The following is a 20,907-nucleotide window of genomic DNA, read 5'->3' as shown; positions in this document are numbered from 1 at the left end:
GACACTGCCATGACTTCTTTCGAATCCACGCTGCTTTCCCGCATCGTCAGCGAGCTGGCGTCTTCCCATGCCCTGATGAATTGCCTCATCAAGGAATTCGCCCTGCCGGAAAAGTGCCTGACTTATATTTGGCCGGAAGATCGGCGTGGTATAGCCCCGGCCAACTATCTAAGTTGGTTGCAAGACGGCGGCGTACCCTTGCTGATCAACTTTCCCGGAGACCGCCAATTCTTTCTGGTCGTCGATCGACAGGATGAACTCGGCAGCCAGCGTTATCTATCCGATATCTATGTAAGACGCGGTGACCAGGCCTGGTATTGCCCGGACTTTCCCGCCTTCATCGATTTCCTGCTGGAGGCCTGCGAAGAACTCGCCGGCGCCCACAATGGCGAGTTGTTGCAGCAGGTCCTGCAGAGCCAGCGCCTGACGGCGGCCATCGTCGACCACGTGCAGGTCACCCGACATCCCGCGCCGCTCAGCGACTACCTGGCCAGCGAGCAGGGCCTGTGGTTCGGCCATCCCAATCACCCGGCGCCCAAGGCACGCCGCTGGCCGGAGCCCCTGCCGGCCGAAGCCTATGCCCCGGAGTTGCACACCAGCACCCCCATGCACGTGCTGGAGGTGCCGCGCGCCGGATTGCAGGTGGCCGGCAACGGCCTGAGCGACGCCCAGGTGCTGCAGGGCTTCGTGGACCAGGCGCAGGCCGCCCCGGAGCGGGCGCGTATCGTGCTGCACCCGGTCCAGGCGCAGCTGTTCCTGGGCGATCCGCGGGTCCAGGCGCTGGTCAGCCAGGGGGTGATCCGCGATCACGGCGCCAGCGGCGCCCTGGCCAGTCCCACCGCCTCCATGCGCACCTGGTACCGCCCAGGCCATGCCTTCTTCATCAAGGGCTCGCTGAATGTGCGCATCACCAATTGCGTGCGCAAGAACGCCTGGTACGAACTGCAGAGCACCCTGATCGTCGATCGCCTCATGCAACGCCTGCAGGGGCGGGTGGTGGGGCTCGACATGGTGCGCGAGCCGGGTGCCCTGAGCTGGGCACCGCCAGCCGCCAGTGCCGAGGACGAGCGCTGGTTCCGCGAGCAGACCGGCGCCATCCTGCGCGAGAATTTCTGCCTGGAGCATGGCGCCGACTGCTGCCTGCTGGCCGGCACCCTGTTCGCCCGCGACACCCGCCTGCAGCCGTTGCTGCAGGACTTCCTCGGCCGCTGCGGTGGCGAGGAGCCGAGCGATCAGGCGCGGCTCGCCTGGTTCCAGGATTACCAGCGGCTGTTGCTGGGGCCGGTGCTGCGACTGTTCTTCGAGCACGGCGTGGTGCTGGAGCCGCACCTCCAGAATTGCGTGCTGGTGCATGACAATGGCCGGCCCGTCCGGCTGCTGCTGCGCGACTTCGAAGGCATCAAGCTGACCGATACCCTCGGCGCCGAGGCCCTGGACGCCCACGTCCATCCGCGGGTGCGCCAGTCGTTGCTCTACAGCCGCGGCCAGGGTTGGCGGCGCATCGCCTACTGCCTGTTCGTCAACAACCTCGCCGAGGCGGTGCTGGCGCTGAGCTGGGAGCGTCCGCACCTGGCGCCGCGCCTGTGGCGGCAGGTGGAAGCCGAGCTGATCGCCATCCGCCGCGACCTGCAGCGCGCCGCGCCCGAGCTGGATGCGCTGATCGCCGGCCAGCCGATTCCCTGCAAGACCAATCTCAAGGTGCGCCTCGCCGCCCAGGCCGACCGCCACGCCGGCTACGTGCAGTTGCCTTGCCCCTGGGCCGCTGAGGTGCGTCATGGCTGAGCTACCGACCGCGGTCCGCGCCGCCCTGGTGGAGGCCCAGGCGCAGTCCGGCGATCCGCTGGCGGCCTTCGTCTATGACCTCGACGCCCTGCGGCGGCACGTCGCCGCGCTGATGGCCGAATTGCCCCCGGGCGTGGAGCTGTACTACGCCATCAAGGCTAACAGCGAGGCGCCGATCCTGGCGGCCCTGGCGCCGCTGGTGCATGGCTTCGAGATCTCTTCCGGTGGCGAGATCGACCGCCTTGCCGCCTGCCCGCAGCGCAAGCCGTTCATCTTCTCCGGTCCGGGCAAGCTGGATTCCGACCTGCGCACCGCCCTGAGCGCCGGGGTCGAAGCCATCCACCTGGAGAGCCTCGGCGAGATCCAGCGCCTGCAACGCCTGGCGCTTTCCCTGGGACGGCTGCAGCCGGTGTACATCCGCATCAATCCGCAATTGCCGGCCGGGTTGACCAGTACCCTCGCCATGGCCGGTACGGCGACGCCCTTCGGCTTCGACGAGACCGATCTGCCCGCCGCGGTGGCGGCGGTGGAGGCGGCCAGTCACCTGCAGCTGCAGGGTTTCCATGTGCATGCCCTGTCGCACCAGCACTCGGTGGAGCGCCATCTGCAACTGCTGGACTTCTACCTGCAGCGCTGGCCGCACTGGCGCGGCCTGGCCCGGCGCCCGGAGAGCCTGGTGCGGCTCAACGTCGGTGGCGGCATCGGCGTGGACTATCGCGAAGGCCGGCCATTCGACTGGGCGCGGTTGTGCGGGCACCTGCGCGATCGTCTGGCCGAACAGGCGCAGCCCCCGCTGATCCGCTTCGAACCGGGACGGTTCCTCGCGGCCTTCTGCGGCTACTACGCCATGGAGGTGCTGGATACCAAGACCAGCCACGGCCAGCACTTCCTGGTCTGCCGCGGCGGGACCCACCAGTTCCGCCTGCCGGTGGCCCAGGGGCACGATCATCCGGTGCTGCACCTGCCCCGCGAGGGGCGGGCGACTGCGACCGGAGGCAAGGCCTGGACGGTGGTGGGCCAGCTCTGTACCCCCAAGGACATCCTCAGCCGTGGCCAGCCGCTGGGTGAGGTCCGGGTCGGCGACCTGCTGGTGCTGCCCCTGGCCGGCGCCTATGGCTACAACATCTCCCACGCGGATTTCCTCTGCCATCCGCGTCCGCGGCAGCTGTTCCTCGACGGGAACGGGAGTGTCCCGGCGTGAGCGCAGTGATCCCGCGGGTCTGGGTCGCGGTGAACGTGCTGCTGGGCACGGTCACTGTCAGCCTGGCCAATACCGCGCTCAACCCGGCGCTGCCGGCCTTTATCGCCGCCTTCGACCTGGGGCCGCTGCTGGCCAGCTGGATCGTCGCCGGCTTCATGGTCGCCATGGGCATCACCATGCCGCTGACCGGCTTTCTCGCTGGGCGCATCGGGCGGCGGCGACTCTATCGCCTCGGGCTGCTGGCCTTCATCGCCGGCTCGGCGCTGGGCGCCCTGGCCGATTCCATCGCCGGCGTGCTGCTGGCGCGCATGGTCCAGGGGGTGGCCAGCGGCCTGATGATTCCCCTGGCGCTGGGCATCATCTTTTCCGTCTATCCCAAGGAAGAACGTGGCCGGGTGACCGGCTGGTGGGGTGGGGCGGTGATGCTGGCGCCGGCGGTGGGGCCGCTGTGCGGCAGCCTGCTGCTGGAGGTGTTCGACTGGCGCGCTCTGTTCCTGCTCAACGTCCCGGTGGGCCTGCTGGCCCTGGCCATGGGGCAGGTGGTGCTGCCGGCGGATGGCCCCCGCGAACATAAGCCCTTCGACCTGGCCGGCTACCTGCTGATCGCCAGCGGCCTGGGACTGCTGCTGGTGACCCTCGGCCGGCTGCGCGATCTGGCGGCGCTGGCCGAACCCCTCAATCTGCTGGCCCTGGCCGCCGGTTTCCTGTGCCTGCTGGCCTTCGTCCGGCTGCAGTTGCGACGTAGCCATCCGCTGCTGCCGCTGCGCCTGTTCGCCCTGCGCGGCTACCGGGCCAGCGTCATCATCGCCGTGGTCCAGGCGGTGGGCATGTTCGAGTGCCTGGTGCTGCTGCCGCTGCTGATCCAGCTGGTGCTGGGCCACAGCGCGCTCTGGACCGGCCTGGCGCTGCTCTGCACGGCCTTGGCGGCGGCGCTGTTCGGCCAGGTCGGTGGTCGGCTGCTCGATCGCCGCGGACCCCGTGGCGTGATCGCCGCCGGCCTGACCCTCAGCGGCCTGGCCACCCTGGCCCTCGGTGTGGTCGGCAGCCATGCCGGACTGGCCTGGATCTGCGCGCTGATGGTGCTGCGCGGCGTCGGCCTGGGGCTGTCCTACATGCCGGCCACCACCGCCGGCCTCAACAGCCTGCCGGACGCCCAGGTCACCCAGGGCGCGGCCATGAACAACATCGCCCGACGCCTGGTGTCCTCGGTGGCCGTGGTGGCCGCCTCCCTGTGGCTGGAACTGCGCCTGGGCGGCGCGGCCGGCTGGGGACCGCGCCAGGCCGCCACCGGCGTCGCCATCCAGGACGCCTTCATCGCCACCGGCCTGTTCATCCTGCTGGCCTTGCCCTCGGCCTGGCGCTTTCCCGCCGCTCAACCCCTTTCCGTTCGGAGGTACTCATGACCGCTCAGCTTTCACTTCCCGCGCAGCCCTGGCCGTCGCCCGCCGACGCCGCCCTCTATCGTCAGGTCGAGCAGCGCGTGGTGGCGCAGCTGCTGCAGACGCTGATCTACGAAGAGGTGCTCAAGGCCCAGGTCCAGCCGCAGGCCGAGGGTCTGGCAGCGTATCGCCTGGCCGGTACCGCCGCCGATGGCACACCGGTGCAGTACCTGGGCTATGCGCCCGCAGATGCCAGCTTCGGCCTGATCCGCCTGGACCCGCAGCGCCTGGTGCGCCAGGACGCCCAGGGCAGCCGCGCGCCGACGCTGCACGAGACCCTGGCCGAATTGCTCGGCGAGCAGAGCGATTCGCCGCTGTGGCCGCGCTTCGTCCAGGAGCTAGAGCAGACGCTGCTCAAGGATCTGCAGTCGCGTCGTCAGGACTATCGTCCTGACCGTCCGGCCCACGAGCTGGACGTGGACGCGCTGGAGCGGCACTTCATGGACGCCCATGGCTACCATCCCTGCTACAAGTCGCGCATCGGCTTCTCCCTGGCCGAGAATCGCCGCTACGGACCGGAATTCGGCGAGCCGATCCAGCTGGTCTGGCTGGCCCTGGCGCGCGAGCGGGCCTCGGTGGGGCACTCCAGCCGCCTGGACTTCCCGGCCTTCATCGCCGAGGAATTCGGCGCCCAGCGTTGGGCGGCCCTGGCCGCAGAGTGGCGCGAACAGGGGCGGGCGCTGGACGATTACCAACTGATCCCGGTGCATCCCTGGCAGTGGGAGCAGCACCTGGTCGCGCTGTTCCAGCCCGAACTGGTGAGTGGCGAGCTGCTCTACCTGGGTACCTCCCGCGACAGCTACGCGGCCCAGCAATCAATCCGCACCCTGGCCAATCGCAGTACGCCCGAGCGGCCCTACGTCAAGCTGGCGATGTGTCTGACCAACACCTCCAGCACCCGCATCCTGGCGCGCCACACGGTGCTCAACGGCCCGCTCATCACCGACTGGCTGCAGCGCCTGATCGAAACCGATGCCACGGCCCGGGATCTGGACTTCGTGGTGCTCGGCGAGGTCGCCGGCGTCGCCTACGACAGTCGCCCGCTGCCGGTCAGCCGCGCGGGCCAGGTCTACGGCACCCTTGGCGCCGTCTGGCGCGAGAGCATCCATGCCTATCTGCGCGCGGATGAACAGGCGGTGCCCTTCAACGGCCTGACCCAGGTGGAGAATCGCTACGGCCAGGACGCGCCGCGGCCCTTCGTCGCCACCTGGATCGAGCGCCACGGCCTCGACGCCTGGCTGCGGCAGTTGCTCAAGGTCACGGTGACGCCGCTCATGCACATGCTCCACGCCGAAGGCATCGGCATGGAGTCCCATGGCCAGAACATCGTGCTGATCCACCGCGACGGCTGGCCGCTGCGCATCGCCCTCAAGGACTTCCACGACGGCGTGCGCTACGCCGAGCGCCACCTGGCGCGTCCGGCACTGCGCCCGACGCTGGAGCCCTTGCCGGCGAGCCACGCGCGGATCAACCGCAACTCCTTCATCCTCACCGAGGACGTGGACGCGGTGCGCGACTTCACCTGCGATGCCTTCTTCTTCATCGCCCTGGGCGAGCTGGCGGTGTTCCTGCGCCAGCACTTCACCCTGGCCGAGGCCGACTTCTGGCAGGCGACCGCCACGGTCATCCTCGACTACCAGCGCGCCCATCCCCAGCACCGGGAGCGCTATGCACTGTTCGACGTCTTCGCTCCCACCTTCGAGGTGGAGGAGCTGACCAAGCGGCGCCTGCTGGGCGATGGCGAGCGACGATTCAAGGCGGTGGCCAACCCCCTGCATCCCTATCGGCTCGCCGCATGCTGAGGCGCAATCGACTCAAGGCCGCCCTGGCGGCCGGCACGCCCAGCCACGGCCTGTTCGCCTCGTTGCCCACGCCCGCCAGCATCGAGCTGATCGCCGAAGCCGGCTACGACTTCGTGATCATCGACATGGAGCACGTGCTGATCAATCCGGAAACCCTCGAGAACATGATCCGCACCGCCGAGAGCTACGACCTCACGCCGCTGGTGCGGGTACCGGATGCCGAGCCCAAGCGGCTGCTGCGCCTGCTTGATGCCGGCGCCCAGGGGATCGTGCTGCCCTGCGTGGAAGACCCGGCGGTGCTGGCCGCCGCGGTGCGCGCCTGCAAATACCACCCGGAGGGTGAGCGCAGCCTCAATGCCGGTCGCCCGGGCTCCTTCGGCAAGACCAGCCTGGCCGACTACGTGACCCGCGCCAATGCGCAGATCCTGGTGGTCGCCATGATCGAGAGCGCCGCGGGCGTCGCCCGGGCGGCGGAAATCGCCGCGTTGCCTGGGGTGGACCTGCTGCTCGAAGGGGCGGCGGACCTGTCGCAATCCCTCGGCCGCCCCTGGCGCATCGCCGACCCGGAGGTGCAGGAGGCCCTGCGCCAGACCTGGGCCGCCGCCCAGCGCCAGGGCACGCCTTATTGCGCCATCCCCCGGCGCCCGGAGGATCTCGACCTCTGGCGCGCCCGGGGCGTCACCACCTTCGTGCTCGGCGACGAGCGCGGCATCGCCTTTCGGGCCCTGCAGGCCCGCCTGACCGCCCATTCCTGCGGAGAATCCCCATGAACGCCCAGACCCTCGCCACCGACCTGATCCTGCAGGACCTATTCGACTGCCTGCTGGCCGAAGACGTCTTCGCCACCATGGCCGTGACCCTGACGGCCGCGACCGCGGAACATCCCGCCACCTTGCAGCTGGCGGCCCCCGAGGAGCGCCTCTGGGAGTGCTGCTGCGATCCCCGCGAGCAGCGTTTCATCGCCGCGCGGGTGCGCCCGGGCATTACCCAGGCCTGGGTGAAGGTGCCCGGTACGCCGATCCTGGCGCGCCAGGGCGACGCCTGGAGCACCCTTACGCCCGAGGCCTTCGTCACCCTGGTGTTCGCCGAGGCGGCCGCCGATCCGGAGCAGGCGCGGGGCATCGCGCTGTTGCGCGAGACCCTGGCCACCAGTCTGCGGCAGACCCGGCTGTCCCTGGAACAACCCCTGGTCCCGGGTCCGCTGCTGGAGGGCGACGGTAAGGCCGCCTTCCTGCAACTGGAACGCTGGGCGGCCCTGCGGGATCGACCCTATCACCCCCTGGCCAAGGCCAAGCTGGGGCTGAGCGATGCCGACTACCAGGCCTACCAGGCCGAATTCGGTCAACCCGTGTGCCTGGCCTGGGTCGCGGTGCGCCGCGATCAGCTGCTGTGTGGGGAGGGCGTGGTGGCCGATTCCCAGGGACCGGCGGCCGACTTGCTGACCCCGGCGGCGCTGGCCGAGTTGCAGGCCGAATTGCAGCAGCGCGGCCTGGCGGCGACTCACGTGGCGCTGCCGGTACACCCCTGGCAACTCGCCGAAGGATTACCGGGCCGGCTGGACGAGGCCTTCGCCGGTGGCGTCTGCCAGCAGCTGGATTTCGCCGGCGCACGCTGCCACGCGACCTCGTCGCTGAGATCCATGCTCATGGAGGAAGGCGCGGGCGTGGCGCAGCTCAAGCTGCCCATGGCGGTGCATTCCCTGGGCGCCTCGCGCTACCTGCCGGCGGTGAAGATGATCAATGGCTCGCGCAGCGAGGCGCTGCTGCGCCAGGCGCGGGCCCTGGACCCAGTGCTCGCCGAGGGCCTGCACCTGTGCGACGAGTCGCGCTGGTGGGCCTTCATGCCGCCAGCGGCGACCCTGTTCGACGAGGCGCCGCGGCATCTCTCGGCCATGGTGCGCGGCTATCCCGCGGCGCTGCTGGCCGATCCGGACTGCCGCCTGCTGCCCATGGCCGCGCTCGGTACGCCGTTGCCGGGCAGTCGCCGGCATTTCTTCGATGACTGGCTGGCGGCCCGGGCGCTGGCGCCGACGCCGGCCAACGTCCACCTGTTGCTGGGTGAGCTGTGCCACAGCTTCATCGATCTCAACCTGCGGCTGTTCCGCCTCGGCCTGCTCGGCGAGGTGCACGGGCAGAACGCCGTGCTGGTCTGGCGCGCCGGACGCATCCAGGGCCTGCTACTACGCGACCATGACTCCCTGCGCCTGTACGTGCCCTGGCTGGAGCGCCAGGGACTGGCCGATCCGCAATACCGGATCAAGCCCGGTCATGCCCAGACGCTCTATCACGAGCATCCGCGCGAGCTGCTGTTCTGGTTCCAGACCCTGGGCATCCAGGTCAACCTCAGGGCCATCTTCGAGACCGTCTCGAGCTGCTACGCTGTCCCCCTGACCGCCGCCTGGACGCTGCTGCGCGAGGTACTGGAGGAGCGCATCGCGGCCCTGGACTTCGACGCCGAGGCGCGGGCGCTGCTCCGGGAGACCCTGTTCGAGGCGCCGGACTGGCCGCAGAAGTGGCTGCTGCGCCCGATGATCGAGCGGGCCGGTGGGCCCGGCAGCATGCCGTTCGGCAAAGGCAGGGTGGTCAATCCCTTTCATCAGGTGAGCCATGCCCGCTAGTGTTTCCTCCGCCATGACCCGCCGCCGGCTCCTCGGGCTCGGCGGCGTTCTTGCCACCGGCCTGGCGCTACAGCCGGGCGTCGCCCGGGCGCAGTCCGCGCGCGTGGCCACGCTGTTCCAGGGCGCCACCGACAGCGCCGTGGCCCTGGAGCTCAGGCCTTGCGGGGTGGTCGAGTCCTGGAGCGAGAAACCCGTCTATCGCTATCTGCGCCCGGCGCTGGCGGGGGTGCCTTCACTGGGTCTGGAGACCCAGCCGAGTCTGGAGGACCTGGCGCTGCTGGCGCCGGACCTGATCGTGGCCTCGCGCTTTCGCCATGGCCGCATCGCTCCCTTGCTGCAGCAGCTGTGCCCGGTGGTAATGCTGGAGGAGGTCTTCGAATTCAAGCAGACCCTGCTGGCCCTGGGCACCGCCGCGGGGCGTGAAGCGGACGCCACGGCCCTGCTGCAGGGCTGGCAGGCGCGCATCGCCCGTCTGCGCGAGGCGCTGCAACGCCACTACGGCGCCCAGTGGCCGCCGACGGTGGCGGTTCTGGACGTGCGGGCCGATCACCTGCGCAGCTATCTGCCCGACAGCTTCGCCGGGCGGGTGCTCAGCGAGCTGGGCTTCGCCTGGCCGGCGGCCAGCCAGGGCAGCGCCGCGCCTTCGATCAAGCTGACCTCGCGGGAAAGCCTGCCGGTGGTGGAAGCCGACGTTTTCTTCCTTTTCCTGCGTGCCGACCAGGCCGCGGTGCAGCGCAACTACGCGAGTCTGGTCGAGCACCCGCTCTGGCAACGCCTGAGCGCTCCCCGAAGCGGGCAGGTCTGGCGGGTCGATGGGGTGGCCTGGAGCCTGGGCGGCGGCATGCTCGCGGCGAATCGGCTGCTGGACGATATCGAGCGCGTCCTGGCCGAACAGGGGGCCGCATGAGCGCGCCCTTCAGATTGCTGCTGCTCGCGCTGGCCCTGGTGCTGACGGCCGTGCTGAGTCTCTCGGTCGGCGCCCGCTGGATCGCGCCCGGTACCGTGGTGGCGGCGCTGGTGCAGGATCCCTCGCTGGCGCTGGACGCCACGCTGGTCAACACCACCCGGCTGACGCGCCTGCTGGTCGCCCTGGTGGTGGGCGCCAACCTGGCGGTGGCTGGCGCCCTGATGCAGGCCATGACGCGCAATCCCCTGGCTTCGCCGGGGCTGTTCGGCATCAACGCCGGGGCCACCTTCGCCCTGGTGCTGGGCATCACCCTGCTGGGGCTGTCCAGTACCGAAAGCTGGGTGCTCTGCGCGCTGCTGGGCGCAGCGGCGGCCGGCACCCTGGTCTGGACCCTGGGCAACCAGGGCCAGGCGCGCCTGACGCCGCTGCGCATCGTGCTGGCCGGCGCCGCCCTGGCGGCCCTGTTCACCGCCTTCAGCCAGGCGCTGCTGGTGATCAACCAGGAGGGCCTGGACAGCGTGCTGTTCTGGCTGGCCGGTTCGGTGGGTGAGCGCAACCTGACCACGGCTGCGCCCCTGCTGGTGTTCAGCCTGCTGGCCCTGGGCGCCGCCGCGGTCCTGGCCGGGCAGCTCGATGTGCTGGTCGCCGGTGACGACCTGGCCCGCGGCCTGGGCCAGCCCATCGGGCTGATCCGGCTGCTGGCCGGGGTGCTGGTGATCTGCCTGGCCGGCAGCGCCGTGGCCCTGGCCGGCAACATCGGCTTCATCGGCCTGATGGTGCCGCACCTGATGCGCGGGCTGTTGGCCCGCGCACGACACGAGCATCGCTGGCTGATCCCCGGCTGCGCCCTGGGCGGGGCCCTGCTGCTGGTGCTGGCCGACAGCCTGGCGCGGGTGGTGATCCTGCCCCAGGAGGTGCCCGTGGGCATCATGACCGCGCTGTTCGGCGGGCCCTTCTTCATCCATCTCGCGCGCCGGGGAGGTCACCATGGCCGCTGAGATCGTCTGGCGACTCGGCCGCTTTTCCCGCCGCCTGGCCCCGGCTACCCTGGGGCGGCTGGCCGTCGCCGCGCTGGTGGCCCTGGCGGGCTTGCTGCTGTGCCTGTGCCTGGGCAAGGTCTGGTTGACGCCGACCCAGGTGTTCGCCGCGCTGGTCGAACGGCAGGGCGGCGGCCTGGGCTTCATCGTTACCCAGTTGCGCCTGCCGCGGGCGCTGCTGGCGGCCCTGGTCGGCAGCGCCCTGGCGCTCTCCGGCCTGCTGCTGCAGGGCCAGGTGCGCAATCCCCTGGCCTCGCCGGATTTGCTGGGCATCACCAGTGGCGCCAGCGCCGGGGCGGTCTTCTACCTGGCGGTTCTGGCCGGCAGCCTGGGGCCGCATGGCCTGCCGCTGGCCGCGATGCTCGGCGCGGGCCTGGCGGCGCTGCTGGTCTATGGCCTGGCCTGGAATCACGGCGCCTCGCCGTTGCGGCTGGTGCTGGTGGGGGTAGGGGTGTCGGCCATGCTCGCCGCGGCCACCACCTTCCTGCTGGTGTTCAGCCCGCTGACCACCACGCTGTCGGCCTACGTCTGGCTGACCGGCAGCGTCTATGGCGCCAGCTGGCCGGAGGTGCGCGCCCTGGGCCGGTGGTGGCTGGCCCTGTTGCTGCCACTGGCGGCCCTGGCGCGCCACGCCGTGCTGGCGCAACTCGACGACGACCTGGCCCGTGGTCTCGGGGTGCGCCTGCAGCGGCAACGCGCGGTCTTGCTGGCGCTGGCCGTGGCCCTGGCCGGGGTGGCCATCGCCTGGGGGGGCGCCATCGCCTTCGTCGGCCTCATCGCGCCCCATATCGCCCGCCGCCTGCTGCCCGCCGGTTTCGCCGCTCAGGCGCTGATGGCGGCCCTGGTGGGGGCGTTGCTGGTGATGCTCGCCGACCTCCTGGGTCGTACCCTGTTCCTGCCCCTGGATCTGCCGGCCGGCATCTTCGTCGCCGCCCTGGGGGCGCCCTTTTTCCTCTACCTGCTGATCCGGCAGCGTCCCTGAAGGAGTCTTCATGGCAACCCTGGCCAGCCGCGGCCTGACCCTCGGCTACGGCACCCAGACCATCATCGAGGCCCTCGACCTCGAATTACCGCCGGGGCGTGTCTCGGTCCTCATCGGCAGCAACGGCTCCGGCAAGAGCACCCTGCTCAAGGCCTGTGCCCGGCTGCTGGAGCCGCGCCAGGGCCAGGTGCTGCTCGACGGCCAGGACATCCACCGGCAGTCCACCGCCGCCCTGGCCCGGCAACTGGCGGTACTGCCACAGACCCCGGTGGCGCCCGAGGGCATCAGCGTGCGCCAGCTGGTCAGCCTGGGCCGCTATCCCTACCAGAACTGGATGCGCCAATGGTCGGCGGACGATGCCGCGGCGGTGGACAAGGCGCTGCGCCTCACCGACCTGCTGGCGTTGGCGGAGCGACCGGTGGACGACCTCTCCGGTGGGCAGCGCCAGCGCGCCTGGATCGCCCTGACCCTGGCCCAGGACACCGATTGCCTGCTGCTGGACGAACCCACCACCTACCTGGACCTGGCGCACCAAATCGAGGTGCTGGACCTGCTGCGCCAGCTGAATCGGGAGGAGGGCAAGACCATCGTCATGGTGCTGCACGACCTCAATCTCGCCTGCCGCTACGCCGATCACCTGGTCGCCGTCCACCAGCGTCGCGCCCATGCCCAGGGCGCGCCCGCGGCGGTATTGACGGAAGCCCTGGTACGGGAGGTGTTCGCCCTGGAGTGCCGGATCATCGCCGATCCCTATTTCGGCACGCCGCTGTGCATTCCCTTCGGTCGCGAGGTCCCGCCATGTGCCTGAGGCCCACCCTCGACTGCGCCCAGCGGGACACGCTGCGCGCCACCTTCGGCCTGCGCGAAGCCAGTGAGCGCGACGGGCAGCACAGCCACCCGGTCGCCGCCTGGCTGGACGCCGCACGCTGCGCCGAGTTGCTCGACGACCTGGCGGCGCGGATGGACGCGCCCACGCGGCGGGTCGCGGCGTCGCTGCTGACCAAGCGCCTGGGCTTTCTCACCACCGGGGTGGCCTTCCAGGCCCTGTCGGCCTATGACCGGTGCCTGGACCTGACGCCCGGCAATGTCTGGATCGAGGCTGGGCACGTCCAGGGGCGTTGGCGATCGGCCCTGCCGCTGAGTGATACCCGACCACTGCCCGCCGTGGACGATCACGCCACGGCCCGGGCGTTGCTGGCCCGCACCCTGTTCGGCGAGCTGCTGCGGCCGCTCTGGGAGAACTTGGCACGGGTCGGCCGCGTCTCGCCCCGCATCCTCTGGGAGAACGCGGCGGTGCGGCTCTATTCACTGTATGACCGGCGCCTCGCCGAGCTGGAGGATCCGGCCCTTCGTGCCCGCTGCGCCGAGGACTTCGCCTGGCTGCTGGCGGCGACGCCGGCGGAGCTGGGGCTGGAGACCAATCCGCTGGCGCAGTTCCGCCGGCCCGCAACGGCCAATACCGTGGGACGTCCCGTTCGTTTCCGGCGCACCTGCTGCTTCTACTACCAGGCCACGGCGCCCGCCGAATACTGCACCAACTGCCCGCTGATCCGTCCCCGGGAGGCCGTATGCCCGGCCCCCTGAGCGAGCTGCCGGCCGAGCTGATCGCCGGCTACGCCGAGGTATCCGCCTCGACCCTGGGCCATCTCGGGCGCACGGGCTACCTGCCCGAACTCAAGCCGGTGGTAGCCGATACGCGTCTGCTGGGCCGGGTGGTGACGGCGCGCATTCCCTTGCCCCACGGCGCCCTGTTGCGCGAGGCGCTGATCGCCAGTCGGCCGGGCGACGTCCTGGTGATCGAGGCCGTTGGCGATCCCCACTGCGCCTGCTGGGGCGAATTGCGCACCCTGGCCGCCCTGGTCAAGGGCCTGGCCGGTGTGGTGGTGAGCGGCGCCATCACCGACGTCCAGGCGCTTCGTCAGCTCGGCCTGCCGATCTTCCATCGCGGTATCAGCGCCATCACCACCCAGGGTGGCGAGGCGCTGGGCGAACTGAATGTCGAACTCCAGCTCGGCGAGACCCGCGTCTGCCCGGGCGACCTGGCCCTGGGAGACGACGACGGCCTGTTCGTCCTGTCGCCCGCCCGGGCCGTAGCCTTGCTGCCCGGTGCGCTGGCCAAGGAGGCCGCGGACCAGGCGCGACGGGCGCAATTGCTGCAGCGGCTCACCGAAGGGCGCTGAAGCCGCTATTCCGGCTTGGTGCCGATCTGTTCGCGCAAGAGGTGCAGATAGCGCCGCGCGCCCAGGCCCTGGGGGCGATTCTTGATCCAGATGACGTCGATCCAGCGGCGGATCTGGCTGGCCATGTTGTCGAATTGCACCTGTTCGAGCAGGCCGGCGGCAATCAGCGGCCGCACCAGTGGGTGGGGCAGATAGGCCCAGCCCAGCCCGGCCTGTACCAGATCGAGGGTGGCCAGGTAGCTGTCGGTCAGCCAGACCCGTTGCGACAGCACGATCTGCGGATCCGAGGCATTGCGATCGCCCCCGGCCACTACGATCTGGCGGGTGTCGGCCATCAGCGTTTCGCCTAGTGGCCGATCCTGGCGGGAGGCGGGATAGCCGGGCGCGGCCACCGCCGTGAGCAACTGGCTGCCGGCCTCGGCGAAGCCCTCCAGCGCGTTGATCCCCGGACGCTCGAAGATCAGCGCCATGTCCACGCTACCCTCGTGCAGCAGGCGGATCGCCTCGGCGCGTGCCGCCGAGCGGATCTCGATTTCCAAGGCCGGAAATTCCTCGGCCAGGGTCACCAGCGGCCGACTCCAGGCACCGGTCTGCAACTCCGGCGCCATCACCAGCACGAAGCGCCGTTCCAGCCCTGCGTGCAACTGCAGGGCATGGGCGTCGAGCAGCGTGAGCTGGCTGGCCACCTGCCGCGCCTGGGGTTCGAGGGCCCGCGCGGCGGGGGTGGGCAGGGCCTTGCGGGTGGCACGGTCGAACAGCACCAGGTCCAGCTCGGCTTCCAGTTGGGAGATCGCCATGTTCACCGCGGAGGGCACCCGCCCCAGGACGCGAGCCGCGGCGGAAAAGGAGCCCTCGTCGATCACGGCGAGAAAGACCCTGAGCGTTTCGCTGGTAAAGGCCATGATTGTCAGTTTCGTTGATAACGATCGTCTTTTTGTATCAGCCAGACCGGCTTAGAGTCCAGCCAGACCTTAACGGAGACAGTCACATGAGCGAGTCGATGGCGGGCCAGGTGGCCCTGATCAGCGGTGCCGGCAGCGAAGCCGGTATCGGCATGGCGATCGCCCGGCGCCTGGGTGCGGCAGGGGCGCGGTTGATCGTCACTGCCAGCAGCTCCCGGATCGCGGAGCGGGTGGCGGAATTGCGCGCCGCCGGCTTCACCGCTGAAGGCCGGGCGCTGGATCTCACCGAGGAGGCGGCCGTTGGCGACTTCTGCCAGTGGGCCGAGGCGCGTTGGGGCCGTATCGACATCCTGGTCAACAATGCCGGCATGGCCATGCAGGGCAGTCCCGAGCCCCTGGTCGAGGTGGCGCGGATGACCCTGGCCGACTGGAATCTGACCCTGGCGCGCAACCTGACCACGGCCTTCTTGCTGACCCGCGCCGTATTGCCCGGCATGCAGGCGCGCGGCTATGGCCGCATCGTCCACGTCAGTTCCGCCACCGGCACCCGGGCGGGCATTCCGCAGGCAGCCGCCTACAGCGCGGCCAAGGCGGCCATGGTCGGCATGAACATGAGTCTGGCGCTGGAGGTGGCCGGCCAGGGCATCACGGTCAACGCCGTGGCGCCCGGCTGGATCGAGACCGCCTCCAGCCTGCCGGAAGAATTGCAGGCCGCGACCCGGGTACCCGTGGGCCGCGCCGGTCGTCCCGCCGAGGTCGCCGCCGCCGTGGCCTTCCTCGCCTCGCCCGAGGCCAGCTACATCACCGGGGAATACCTGGTGGTGGACGGCGGCAACAGCCGCATCGAAAACAAGGGGGCCTGACATGCAGCCAGTCGTGCTGGTCAGTGGTGTACTGGGGGGTATCGGCCAGGCGGTGCGCGCGCATTTTCTGCAGGCGGGCTGGCGGGTCTTCGGTACCGATCTCGATGCCGCGGCCCTGGCGGCGCTGGAGACCGAAGGCGACCTTGCCGGCCAGCACGCCGCCGACCTGCGCCAGGCCAGCGCCAGCCGGGAGGTGGTCGCCAGCGCCCTGGACCGCCTCGGTCGGCTCGACGCCCTGGTCAATTGCGCCGGTGTCTGGCGCGAAGGCCCGGCCGAGACCTTCAGCGAGGAAGACTTCGACCTGGTGCTGGACGTCAATCTCAAGGCCAGCTTCTTTCTCTGCGCCGCGGCCATTCCCGCGCTGCGAGATACCCGGGGCGCCATCGTCAACCTGAGCAGCGATGCCGGTCGCCAGGGCAATCGCAATGCCGCCGTCTACTGCGCCAGCAAGGGCGCGGTGACCCTGATGACCAAGGCCCTGGCGCTGGATCTGGCGCCCAGCGGGGTGCGCTGCAACAGCATCTCCCCCGGCGACGTGGCGACGCCCATGCTGAGCTTTCAGGCCGAACGCTATGGCGACGGCGATCCCGCCGCCTATCTGCAGGAATTGCTGGAGAAATATCCGCAAGGCGAGCAGGCGCGCTTCATCCAGCCCGAGGAGGTCGCCGAGCTGGCCTTTTTCCTGTGCCAACCCGCCGCCCGTTCCATTACCGGCGCCGATCTGGCCATCGATTGCGGCGTCTCGGCCGGGCACTGAGCCCGGGCCGATTCGCCCTCCATCCCGAGAGGAATCCGACATGACCACCAGTGGTATCAGCGAAGCCGCCGTGCAGACCTTTGTCGCGGCCGAACGCGAGCGCTTCCTGGCGCGCAATCCCAAGTCCCTCGCCCTGGCCGAGCGGGCCCGGCACTCGCTGTTTGGCGGTGTGCCCATGCACTGGATGAACGACTGGTCGATGCCCAGCGCGCTGTTCGTCAGCCATGCCCAGGGCTCGCGCTTCCATGATGTCGACGGCCACGAATACATCGACTTCTGCCTGGGCGATACCGGCAGCATGTTCGGTCACTCGCCGGCGCCCATCGCCCGGGCCCTGGCCGAGCAAGGCGCGCGCGGACTCACCACCATGCTGCCCGGCGAGGATGCGGTGGTCGCCGGGGAATTGCTCGCCGAGCGCTTCGGCCTGCCGTTCTGGCAGGTGGCGACCACCGCCACCGACGCCAACCGCTATGTCATCCGCTGGGCGCGCGCCATCACCAATCGCAAGATGCTGCTGGTGTTCGACGGCTGCTACCACGGCACCGTCGACGATGTCATGGTGCGCCATCAGGAGGGGCGCACCGTGCACCGCGGCGGCCTGATCGGCCAGGCCCACAACCTTGCCGAGACCAGCCGGGCGGTACCCTTCAACGACCTCGCGGTGCTGGAGGCGGCATTGGCGAAAGGCGATGTCGCCGCGCTGATCTGCGAACCGGCCATGACCAACATCGGCATGGTGCTGCCCGCCCCGGGGTTCATGGAGCAGGTCCGCGCCCTGACCCGGCAGTACGGCACCCTGCTGATCATCGACGAGACCCATACGCTGTCCACCGGCCCCGGCGGCTGCACCCGCGCCTGGAATCTCCAGCCGGACTTCATCACCTTCGGCAAGCCCATCGCCGGTGGCGTGCCCTGTTCGGCCTATGGCTGCAGCCACGAGATGGCCCAGGCCATGCGCCTGGCCCAGCAGCACGCCAGCGAGACCAGCCACGGCCATGGGCACAGCGGCATGGGCACCACGCTGTCGGCCAATGCCCTGGCCATGCGCTGCCTGCGCGTCAGCCTGGAAGAGGTCATGACCCCGGCCGCCTATGCGCGGATGCTGCCGCTGGCGGCGCGACTGGCCGCTGGCCTGCGCCAGGTGATCGCCCGCCATGGCCTGGCCTGGTCGGTGACGGAGCTGGGCGCCCGCTGCGAATTCCAGTTCTGCGCCACGCCGCCCACCACCGGCGCCGAGGCGGAAGCCGCCTTCCACGACAGCCTGCAGCAGGCGCTGCACCTCTACCTGATCAACCGGGGCATCCTCATCACGCCCTTTCACAACATGACCCTGTGCTGCCCGGATCTCGATGCAGCGGACGTCGACTGCCTGCTGGCCACCCTCGACCAGGGCCTCGGCGAACTGCTGGCGCTGCCCGGCGCCCGGGAGTGTCAGCCATGAACTTCGCCGACGCCCAGGAAGCCCGCGACTTCCTCGCCGCCCACCCCGAGGTGCGCAGCATCGAACTCATGCTGATCGATGCCAATGGCGTGCCGCGCGGCAAGCTGCTGCACCGTGACGAATTGCTGGCCATCTACGAGGAGGGCCGGCCGCTGCCCAGCTCCATCCTGGCGCTGACCCTGCAAGGGGAAGACGTCGAGGCCACCGGCCTGGTCTGGGAGGTCGCCGATGTCGATTGCTGGACCTATCCGCTGCCCGGCAGCCTGACCCTGCAACCCTGGCGCAGCACCCCGACCGGCCAGGTGCAGGTGAGCATGCACCCGACCCAGGGCCTGCCGGCCACGCCCGCCGATCCCCGGCATGCCCTGGTGCGGGTGATCGAGCGGCTGCAGGCCGACGGCTTCCAGCCGGTGATGGCGGTGGAGCTGGAGTTCTATCTGCTCGACCGCAGCCGCGACGCCCAGGGCCGGCCGCAACCGGCGCTGCAGATGAATGGCGTGCGACCCGGCGCGCCGCAGGTCTACGGAGTCTACGAGCTGGAGCAGCTGCAACCCTTTCTCGATGACCTCTACACCGCCTGCGAGGTGCAGGGTCTGCCGGTGCGCACGGCCATCTCCGAATACGCCCCCGGCCAGCTCGAATTGACCCTGCTGCACCGCTTCGATGCCCTCCAGGCCATCGACGAAGGCATTCGTTACAAGCGCCTGGTCAAGGGCGTGGCCAACCGTCATGGCCTGCAGGCCTGCTTCATGGCCAAGCCGTTCGGCGACCAGGCCGGCAGCGGCCTGCACCTGCACGTCAGTCTGGCCGACGCCGAGGGCAACAACCTCTATGCCAGCGAAGATCCGCAGGGCACGCCGCTACTGCGTCATTCCATCGGCGGCATGCAGCACCGGATGCTGGAGGCCCTGGCGATCTTCTGTCCCAACGCCAACTCCTACCGCCGCTTCCAGGCCAACAGCTATGCGCCGCTGGCCAAGAGCTGGGGGGTCAACAACCGCAGCGTGTCCCTGCGCGTACCCGGCGGTCCGGCCAGCAGTCGCCACATCGAGCACCGCATCTGCGGCGCCGATGCCAATCCCTATCTGGCGGCCGCGGCCATCCTCGCCGCCATCCACGAAGGCATCCAAGACGAACGCGACCCGGGGCCGGCCATCGTCGGCAACGGCTACGAGCAGGCCACCGACTTCCTGCCCACCGACTGGCTGACCGCGCTGCAGGCGCTGGAGCGCTCCAGCTGGATCCGGGAGGCATTGGGTGAGCGCTTCATCGAGGTGTACCTGGCGATCAAGCGTGCGGAATACCGGCAATTCATGGCCGAGGTGGGCGAGCAGGACTGGCGCTGGTATCTGACCCACGCCTGACATCGTTCTTCAGAACGCCAGGCTGGCCTGCCAGCGCCGATCTCGGGTCGAGGGCCGCCGGTGCAGCCGCTCGTCCAGCAGCGCCGCGGCCCTGGCCTGTTCACCCCCGCGCAGCAGGGCGACCAGCAGGGTGTCTTCGATGACCTCGCGCTGGGCGCCGCTGCCGCCGATGCGGGGGACGTCGGCGCGCAGCGGCTCCAGCAGCCGGGCGCAACCCGGGTAGTCCTCCTCGGCAAAAGCCAGCAGGGCGCGGCAGAGCAGGGGGACAACCGGCCCGGCGGGCAGGGCGCCGTCGCGCAGACGACTTTCCAGTCCGGCGACCCGGGCTTCCACCGCCAGCCGATCTCCGGTCGCCGCGGCGATCAGCGCCATATGGACGTCGGCAAAGGCCAGTCCCGGCTGTTGGAACAGCCCGTTCGCACTGGCGGCCGTGGCCTGCCACAGCTCGGCGGGCACCTCATGGCCATAGAGCCCGAGGCGCCAGAGAAAGGAGGCATTGTCGCTGACTCTATTGAGCGGGCCGGCGGTGGACGCCGCCGGCGCCACGAAGCGCCGATAGAGGTCCAGCGCGCCCTGGTTGTCACCCTGTTCCAGGGCCACCAGGGCGCCGTGCCAGGCGATATGGCCATGCAGGGTGCCGTGGCGGGGATACTCGGGCAGCCAGCCGGCGATCAGGGCCTGCGCGGCCTGGCTGTCGCCGGACTCGTGCAGGACATGGGTCAGGGCGTGGGCCGCATTGACGTTGTGACGGCGCCGCTCGAGCGCCCGCTCGGTGAGCGCTCGGCCACGGGCCACGTCGTTGTTTTCGCCATGGGACCAGCCGCGGTAGGTCAGGAACCACCAGTCGTCAGCGGCGAAATGGTGGGCATGGCGCTCGCAGAGGTCGACCCGCGCCTGGTCGTGATCGGCCCGCCCGGAAAACGCCAGCAGGCCAAAGGCGCCCAGCGGCAGGCCGAGGATCAGGATGTCGCGCGGCCAGCGCTCGGCATGCTCCAGCGCGCCCTGCAGCGCCGGGGCGGCTTCCCCGGCGATCAGCCGCCGCACGACCTCGACATGACTGCGCTCGCGTTCCGTGCCATGCCGCTCGACCAGCCGCTGTGCCCGCGCGATGGTCTCCCGGGCCGCGCCGGCCTGGTTGTCGATCATTTGCAGCCGCGCCCGCGCTGCCAGCGCCAGGGCGAAGTCGGGATCGGCCGCGATGGCCTCGTCCAGCGCTTCGGCCGCCCCGGGCCAGAGCGACAGCAGCAGGTCGACGCCAGCTCGATAGCGGTCGGCGGCAAGGGCAGAGGAGGTGGACAGGGGCAGGTCGTAGCGGTCGGTGTAGAGGCTAGACATTTGCGGGTGTTTCTATCATCCAGGTGGGGAGTACTGCCTTGGCTCGCCAGCAAAGGGCGTGCTATCGAGGCTGGGCAACATAGATAGCAGCCAGGGCCCAGGACGCATAGCGGCCATTGTTCAGGCCAGCATGAACAGTCCTCATGGACGGTCGCGCGCAAGGGATGCCCGTGAGGGTAGCGGCGGTTCGGATTGACGGCGCCACATTAGGACGGACGAGCGCCTCGAAACAGTGGATTGTGTTCCGTCTCCCGCGCAAAACGACACAACTGCAGAACCCCGCACGCGGATACTGAGG

18 protein-coding genes are annotated in these 20,907 nt (G+C 70.0%); 16 read left to right on the top strand and 2 right to left on the bottom strand.

The annotated features are described in order from the left end of the window. The first annotated feature begins 9 nt into the window (after positions 1 to 9). The 12 genes from FHR73_RS06350 to FHR73_RS06295 are packed head-to-tail and all read left to right on the top strand — an operon-like array spanning position 10 to position 13,947. Positions 10 to 1,782 carry an IucA/IucC family siderophore biosynthesis protein gene (locus FHR73_RS06350; protein WP_183630062.1) on the top strand — a complete coding sequence of 591 codons (1,773 nt, stop codon included), beginning with the start codon at positions 10 to 12 and terminating at the stop codon, positions 1,780 to 1,782. Then, positions 1,775 to 2,983 (top strand): type III PLP-dependent enzyme, encoded by a 1,209-nt coding sequence (locus FHR73_RS06345; RefSeq protein WP_183630061.1) that lies wholly within the window; start codon positions 1,775 to 1,777, stop codon positions 2,981 to 2,983. Before FHR73_RS06350 ends, FHR73_RS06345 begins: the two co-directional genes overlap by 8 nt. Beyond that, positions 2,980 to 4,386 (top strand): DHA2 family efflux MFS transporter permease subunit, encoded by a 1,407-nt coding sequence (locus tag FHR73_RS06340; RefSeq protein WP_183630060.1) that lies wholly within the window; start codon positions 2,980 to 2,982, stop codon positions 4,384 to 4,386. Before FHR73_RS06345 ends, FHR73_RS06340 begins: the two co-directional genes overlap by 4 nt. Then, complete coding sequence (locus FHR73_RS06335) at positions 4,383 to 6,224, top strand: IucA/IucC family siderophore biosynthesis protein (protein ID WP_183630059.1); 1,842 nt, start codon at positions 4,383 to 4,385, stop codon at positions 6,222 to 6,224. The genes FHR73_RS06340 and FHR73_RS06335 overlap by 4 nt, the downstream gene beginning before the upstream one ends. Continuing rightward, positions 6,218 to 6,994, top strand: coding sequence for an HpcH/HpaI aldolase/citrate lyase family protein (locus FHR73_RS06330; RefSeq protein ID WP_183630058.1), 777 nt, complete (start codon positions 6,218 to 6,220; stop codon positions 6,992 to 6,994). The genes FHR73_RS06335 and FHR73_RS06330 overlap by 7 nt, the downstream gene beginning before the upstream one ends. Next, positions 6,991 to 8,841: an IucA/IucC family siderophore biosynthesis protein gene (locus tag FHR73_RS06325; RefSeq protein WP_183630057.1), complete on the top strand. Its 1,851-nt coding sequence runs from the start codon at positions 6,991 to 6,993 to the stop codon at positions 8,839 to 8,841. The genes FHR73_RS06330 and FHR73_RS06325 overlap by 4 nt, the downstream gene beginning before the upstream one ends. Further along, positions 8,831 to 9,748 carry an ABC transporter substrate-binding protein gene (locus FHR73_RS06320; RefSeq protein WP_260175612.1) on the top strand — a complete coding sequence of 306 codons (918 nt, stop codon included), beginning with the start codon at positions 8,831 to 8,833 and terminating at the stop codon, positions 9,746 to 9,748. Before FHR73_RS06325 ends, FHR73_RS06320 begins: the two co-directional genes overlap by 11 nt. Continuing rightward, positions 9,745 to 10,746: an iron ABC transporter permease gene (locus FHR73_RS06315; RefSeq protein ID WP_183630056.1), complete on the top strand. Its 1,002-nt coding sequence runs from the start codon at positions 9,745 to 9,747 to the stop codon at positions 10,744 to 10,746. Before FHR73_RS06320 ends, FHR73_RS06315 begins: the two co-directional genes overlap by 4 nt. After that, entirely contained in the window at positions 10,736 to 11,767 is a 1,032-nt protein-coding gene (locus FHR73_RS06310) for an iron chelate uptake ABC transporter family permease subunit (RefSeq protein ID WP_183630055.1), read from the top strand. The genes FHR73_RS06315 and FHR73_RS06310 overlap by 11 nt, the downstream gene beginning before the upstream one ends. 10 nt (positions 11,768 to 11,777) lie before the next feature. Beyond that, entirely contained in the window at positions 11,778 to 12,575 is a 798-nt protein-coding gene (locus tag FHR73_RS06305) for an ABC transporter ATP-binding protein (RefSeq protein ID WP_183630054.1), read from the top strand. Beyond that, complete coding sequence (locus FHR73_RS06300; protein ID WP_183630053.1) at positions 12,566 to 13,351, top strand: IucA/IucC family C-terminal-domain containing protein; 786 nt, start codon at positions 12,566 to 12,568, stop codon at positions 13,349 to 13,351. Before FHR73_RS06305 ends, FHR73_RS06300 begins: the two co-directional genes overlap by 10 nt. Beyond that, positions 13,336 to 13,947, top strand: coding sequence for an RraA family protein (locus FHR73_RS06295; protein ID WP_183630052.1), 612 nt, complete (start codon positions 13,336 to 13,338; stop codon positions 13,945 to 13,947). Before FHR73_RS06300 ends, FHR73_RS06295 begins: the two co-directional genes overlap by 16 nt. A 5-nt stretch (positions 13,948 to 13,952) precedes the next feature. Here the strand turns inward: FHR73_RS06295 and FHR73_RS06290 are convergent, their stop codons facing one another. Next, the gene (locus FHR73_RS06290) at positions 13,953 to 14,849 is read right to left on the bottom strand and encodes a LysR family transcriptional regulator (protein ID WP_183630051.1); all 897 of its coding nucleotides are present in this window, start codon (positions 14,847 to 14,849) and stop codon (positions 13,953 to 13,955) included. Between the two features lie 86 nt (positions 14,850 to 14,935). On the opposite strand from FHR73_RS06290, the gene FHR73_RS06285 reads away from it, so the two are divergent. The 4 genes from FHR73_RS06285 to FHR73_RS06270 are packed head-to-tail and all read left to right on the top strand — an operon-like array spanning position 14,936 to position 19,274. Beyond that, positions 14,936 to 15,712 (top strand): SDR family NAD(P)-dependent oxidoreductase, encoded by a 777-nt coding sequence (locus FHR73_RS06285; RefSeq protein ID WP_183630050.1) that lies wholly within the window; start codon positions 14,936 to 14,938, stop codon positions 15,710 to 15,712. 1 nt (position 15,713) lies between these two features. Further along, positions 15,714 to 16,469, top strand: coding sequence for an SDR family NAD(P)-dependent oxidoreductase (locus FHR73_RS06280; RefSeq protein ID WP_183630049.1), 756 nt, complete (start codon positions 15,714 to 15,716; stop codon positions 16,467 to 16,469). 40 nt (positions 16,470 to 16,509) lie between these two features. Then, complete coding sequence (locus tag FHR73_RS06275; RefSeq protein WP_183630048.1) at positions 16,510 to 17,910, top strand: aspartate aminotransferase family protein; 1,401 nt, start codon at positions 16,510 to 16,512, stop codon at positions 17,908 to 17,910. Further along, a complete protein-coding gene (locus FHR73_RS06270) occupies positions 17,907 to 19,274 on the top strand; it encodes a glutamine synthetase family protein (protein ID WP_183630047.1) in 1,368 nt (455 codons plus the stop codon). The genes FHR73_RS06275 and FHR73_RS06270 overlap by 4 nt, the downstream gene beginning before the upstream one ends. A gap of 9 nt (positions 19,275 to 19,283) precedes the next feature. On the opposite strand, the gene FHR73_RS06265 is transcribed toward FHR73_RS06270, so the two are convergent. Further along, entirely contained in the window at positions 19,284 to 20,609 is a 1,326-nt protein-coding gene (locus FHR73_RS06265; RefSeq protein WP_183630046.1) for a tetratricopeptide repeat protein, read from the bottom strand. Between the last annotated feature and the right edge of the window lie 298 nt (positions 20,610 to 20,907).

The sequence above is a fragment of the Pseudomonas sp. AS2.8 genome (genome assembly GCF_014190935.1).
Classification (GTDB): domain Bacteria; phylum Pseudomonadota; class Gammaproteobacteria; order Pseudomonadales; family Pseudomonadaceae; genus Chryseomonas.
Note: the sequence above shows the minus strand (reverse complement) of the source record. Positions and strands in the feature narration are given on the sequence as shown.